Origin of the sequence: Zavarzinia sp., from assembly GCF_049306435.1 — a bacterium.
In the GTDB taxonomy this organism is placed as follows: domain Bacteria; phylum Pseudomonadota; class Alphaproteobacteria; order Zavarziniales; family Zavarziniaceae; genus Zavarzinia.
Map to the genome: position 1 here is coordinate 1 of NZ_JBAQRT010000148.1, position 4,604 is coordinate 4,604.

4 protein-coding genes are annotated in these 4,604 nt (G+C 67.5%); 2 read left to right on the top strand and 2 right to left on the bottom strand.

Features of this window, described 5'->3' with window-relative positions:
- Positions 1-1,603: hypothetical protein (locus WAZ62_RS08010; protein ID WP_422642994.1), on the bottom strand; the 1,603-nt coding region annotated here is incomplete at its 3' end.
- Between the two features lie 268 nt (positions 1,604-1,871).
- Positions 1,872-2,297 carry an acyl-CoA thioesterase gene (locus WAZ62_RS08015; RefSeq protein WP_422642995.1) on the bottom strand — a complete coding sequence of 142 codons (426 nt, stop codon included), beginning with the start codon at positions 2,295-2,297 and terminating at the stop codon, positions 1,872-1,874.
- A 102-nt stretch (positions 2,298-2,399) separates the two neighbouring features.
- Between WAZ62_RS08015 and parE the strand changes: the two genes are divergently transcribed.
- Together parE and WAZ62_RS08025 are read left to right on the top strand one after the other, a co-directional pair.
- Positions 2,400-4,376 carry a DNA topoisomerase IV subunit B gene (parE, locus tag WAZ62_RS08020; RefSeq protein ID WP_422642996.1) on the top strand — a complete coding sequence of 659 codons (1,977 nt, stop codon included), beginning with the start codon at positions 2,400-2,402 and terminating at the stop codon, positions 4,374-4,376.
- Positions 4,377-4,393: 17 nt separating this feature from the next.
- On the top strand, positions 4,394-4,604 hold a 211-nt coding region (locus WAZ62_RS08025; protein ID WP_422642997.1), incomplete at its 3' end, for a hypothetical protein.

The following is a 4,604-nucleotide window of genomic DNA, read 5'->3' on the forward strand; positions in this document are numbered from 1 at the left end:
GACGGGACGCGGCCTCGACCGCCCGCACCAGCCAGCCGGCGCTGTCGACCGCGATGGCGGCGAGGCGGGACAGGGGCTCGGCCGCCACCGCCGAGATATCGGCCGGCAGCAGGCTGAGCAGATAGGCGCAATCCTCGAAGGCGTCGGTCGCGTCCTCGACCTCGTCGATGATCGGCCGCAGCAGATCGGCCTGGCGCAGCCGGGCGGCGATCTCGCGGGCATTCACCGTCAGCACGTCGGCCTTGGCCTCGATCCGCTTCGCCCGCTCGGCCAGCCGCGCCCGGGCCTCGGGCCCATCGGGCCCCGTGGGGCTGAGGGAATCGCTGATCGCGCCCGCCAGCATCCGGGTCAGGCCCAGATGGCGGACCAGCACGGTCAGCACCGCGCTTTCCGCGGTCTCGAAACGGCGCGACAGCTCGGCCTGGATTTCATCGCGGATCAGGCGGGCGCTGCGCCCCGCCGACAGGCCTTCCGAGGTGTTGCGCAGGACATTCCGCAGGAACTCGGCGCAAACCCCCTCGCCCAGCGCCTCGTCCAGCCGCACGCCATAAGGTATGCGCCCGGCCGCCGTGCGCTGCACCGCCTCGACCACCAGCTGGTCGCCGCCAAGTTCGAGGAAGGCGCGATGCCCGAGATCCAGCCGCGCCGCCCAGGTCAGCAGGGCGATCGCGCCATTGCGGCCGACAAAGCCCTGCAAGGCCTTGCGCGCCTTGTTCCAGTCGATCAGGAAGACGATGCGCGAGCCGAGAAAGGCGAGAAACCGGTCCTGCGCCGCCGCATCCGCCGTCGTCAGCCGGCCGGTCAGCAGGTAGAAGACGTCTTCCGACAGGCCCTCGCCCCGCTGTTCGTCGAGCGAATTCCAGGCGACATCCTGGCCCTCGAACAGCGAGATGAAGAATTTGGCGCGCGGTCGGTGAACGTCGGTATAGGTCACCGAAACCTCGCCCGCCTCGACATGAACGACGAGGACATGGGCATCGGTCGTGCCGATGTCGTTCTGGATCGTCAGTCTTCCGCCGGCGTGAACCGCCGTGGTGCCAAGGCCGGGATGGCCAAAGGCCAGCGGCGCCGTGCGGTTGAGGCCGGACATGAAGGCGCGCACCGCCGCCTTGTCGCGAAGGCCGAGGGCATGGACACGGGCGCCGTCCAGGGTCTCGACCGCCGTCTCGGCCGACAGGCGGTTGATTGACTTGTGCAGGTCCATGACGAGAAGATGCAGGCTGTCGGCCCCGCCCCGGCGGGCCATGGTCAGGGCATCGATCGCGCCATGGTCGATACGCTCGCCTTCGCCCATCGGCAGGGCGGCGACGATCGCGCCGAGCCGGCCCGCCAGATCGCCGCTCTCGGCGATCCCGGCCGCCGCCAACGGGGCGTGCATCGCGGTCAGATCAGCCTTCAGACCCGCCAGAAGGCCGCCAAGCCCGGGAACGAGCACCTGTCCGCCGCCGATCGCCTTGGCCCCGCCACCGCCACGGGTCGCATCCTGGAGCCGGCTGAGCGCCAGTTTGATCCGGTCATTGGCGACGAGGGCCGCACTGAGGAGGCCGGGAAGCAGGACCGCCTGCTCGCCCAGCCGGGCCACGATTTCGCTTTTCACTGTCACGCCACGCTCCCGCGAAGAACCCTTCGTGGAATGCATAGCAGCATGGCGCGGACCCGTCGTCCTTGCGCCAAGTCATTCATTTAACTGTCATATCTCTCTCGCCCGGCCAGATTTTTTTTGTGCCGCGACCGCAGGAACTCGCCCGCACATTCGTTTATAGTCTCCGAGGGGCTCAAGCCCTGTTGGCACCACACCCCCCCCGGGTGGTGCCTTCGCCCGCCGGCATCCCCCCCGCCGGCGGGCTCCCCCTCGGGCAGGCCGGCACAGGTCAGGCCGGCACAGGCCGGGGCTTGCCCTCGTCGTCGATCGCGACCATGACGAATGTGCCTTCGGTCACCTTGACCGAGGCCGGCGCGCCGATGCTGCCGTCCCGGCGCCGCTGACGGTCGACCCAGGTTTCCAGCTTCACCTTGATCGAGGTCCGCCCGACCGAGATCACCTCGCCATAGATCGAGACCAGATCGCCGATGAACACCGGCTTGTGGAAGGTCATGGCGTCGATGGCGACCGTCGCCACCCGTCCCTCGGCCCGGCGCGCGGCGGCGACGCCGGCGGCGATATCCATGTGGCTGAGGATCCAGCCGCCGAAGATATCGCCATTGCCGTTCACATCCTTGGGCAGGGGCGCGGTGCGGATGATCACCTCCAGGCCGCGGGTCGACGGATGCGCGGGGGCCGCTTCGTCCTTGCTCATGAGCTCTCCTTCTCGATTGTTGGCGCGATTGTCGGCGCGATTGTTGGCGCGGCGCTGGGGGAAACCCTATACTGGCCTGCCCAGTTCTGACAAAGCGTGACAATGAGCAAGCCCGCCGACCTGTTCGAGAAAACCGCCGCCACCAGCGATTATTCCGCCAAGGACATCGAGGTCCTCGAAGGGCTGGAGCCGGTCCGCAAGCGGCCCGGCATGTATATCGGCGGCACCGACGAACGCGCTTTCCATCACCTCGCCGCGGAAATCCTCGACAATGCGATGGACGAGGCGGTGGCGGGCCATGCCAGCCGAATCGAGATGGACCTCGCGGCCGATGGCCGGCTGACGGTGCGCGACAACGGCCGTGGCATTCCCGTCGACCCGCACCCCAAGTTCAAGGACAAGTCCGCCCTCGAAGTGATTCTGACCACGCTGCATTCCGGCGGCAAATTCGGCGGCAAGGCCTACAAGACCTCGGGCGGGCTACACGGCGTCGGCTCGTCGGTCGTCAACGCCCTGTCGGAAGAAATGGTGGTCGAGGTCGCGCGCGACCGCCAGCTGTGGCGCCAGACCTTCGTCCGGGGCAAGCCCACGGGCAAGATCGAGTCGCTGGGCGCGGTGCAGAACCGGCGCGGCACCACCGTCATCTTCCGCCCCGACCCGGATATCTTCGGCACCAGCCTGCAGTTCAAGCCGTCGCGGCTCTACCGCATGGCCCGCTCCAAGGCCTATCTCTTTCGCGGCGTCGAGATCCGCTGGAGCTGCGCGCCCGAGCTGATTCCGGCAGGCGATTCCACCCCCGCCAGCGAGACGCTGCATTTTCCCGGCGGGCTCGCCGATTTCCTGTCGGCGACGATCGAAGGCCAGCCGATGGTCACGCCCCTGCCCTTCACCGGTCAGGCGCGGTTGCCGGGCACCGACGCGGGCGAAGTGGAATGGGCGATCGCCTGGCCGGTCGATGCCGACAGTTTCATGCATTCCTATTGCAACACGATCCCGACCCCCGAGGGCGGCACCCATGAGGCCGGCCTGCGCGGCGCCCTCGCCCGCGCCCTCAAGGGCTTCGGCGAGTTGACCAACAACAAGCGCGCCGCCCAGATCACGGCGGAAGATGTGATCGGCGGCGCCACCGTCCTGCTCTCGCTGTTCATTCCCGAGCCGCAGTTTCAGGGCCAGACCAAGGAAAAGCTCTCGACCGCCGAGGCCTCCCGCCTCGTGGAAGCCGCGATCAAGGATCGCTTCGAGCATTGGCTGACCTCGGATCCCAATGCCGCCAATGCCTTGCTCGATCATGTTCTGATGCGCGCCGAGGAGCGGCTGAAGAAACGCGCCGACAAGGAAACCAGCCGCAAGACCGCGACACGAAAGCTGCGCCTGCCGGGCAAGCTGGCGGATTGCGCCAACAGCCAGGCGGCCGGCACCGAATTGTTCCTGGTCGAGGGTGACTCGGCCGGTGGTTCCGCCAAACAGGCGCGCGACCGGGCGACCCAGGCCGTGCTGCCCTTGCGCGGCAAGATCCTGAACGTCGCCTCGGCCGCCGCCGGCAAGATGGAGGCGAACCAGGAACTGGCGGACCTCGTGCTGGCGCTGGGCTGCGGTTCCGGCTCGAAGTTCAAGGCACCGGACCTGCGCTACGAGCGCGTCATCATCATGACCGACGCGGATGTCGACGGCGCCCATATCGCCTCCCTGCTGATGACCTTCTTCTGGCGCGAGATGCCGGGCCTGATCCGCGAGGGGCATCTTTATCTCGCCATGCCGCCGCTCTATCGCATCGCGCAAGGGGCGAAGACCGTCTATGCCATGGACGACGACGACAAGGACCGCCGCATCAAGCGCGACTTCAAGTCGAACGCGAAGATAGAAATCAGCCGATTCAAGGGCTTGGGCGAAATGCCTCCCGCGCAGCTGCGGGAAACGACGATGGATCGCAACAAGCGCGTGCTGCTGCGCGTCACCGTGATGGAAGACGAGATCGAGGATACCAAGGGCCTCGTCGACCGGCTGATGGGCAAGAAGGCGGAGACGCGCTTCGCCTTCATCCAGGAAAACGCCGGCCGGGCGACCGATCTCGACATCTGACAAGGACAAGGATCGCCATGATCATGATGAAGTCCGTTCCCGCCCTTCTTGGCGCCCTCGCCCTCGGCGCCTGCGCCGCGACGACACCGACCGTCGTCACTCACCAATATGTCGACCAGGATTTTTATCGCGCCCAGGGTTACAACGCCGCCGTCCGCGACGGCGCCGCGCCGGTCACCGTCGTGGGCACGTCTTTCGAGGGTGCGGATGCCGCCGCCAGCCTCGCCC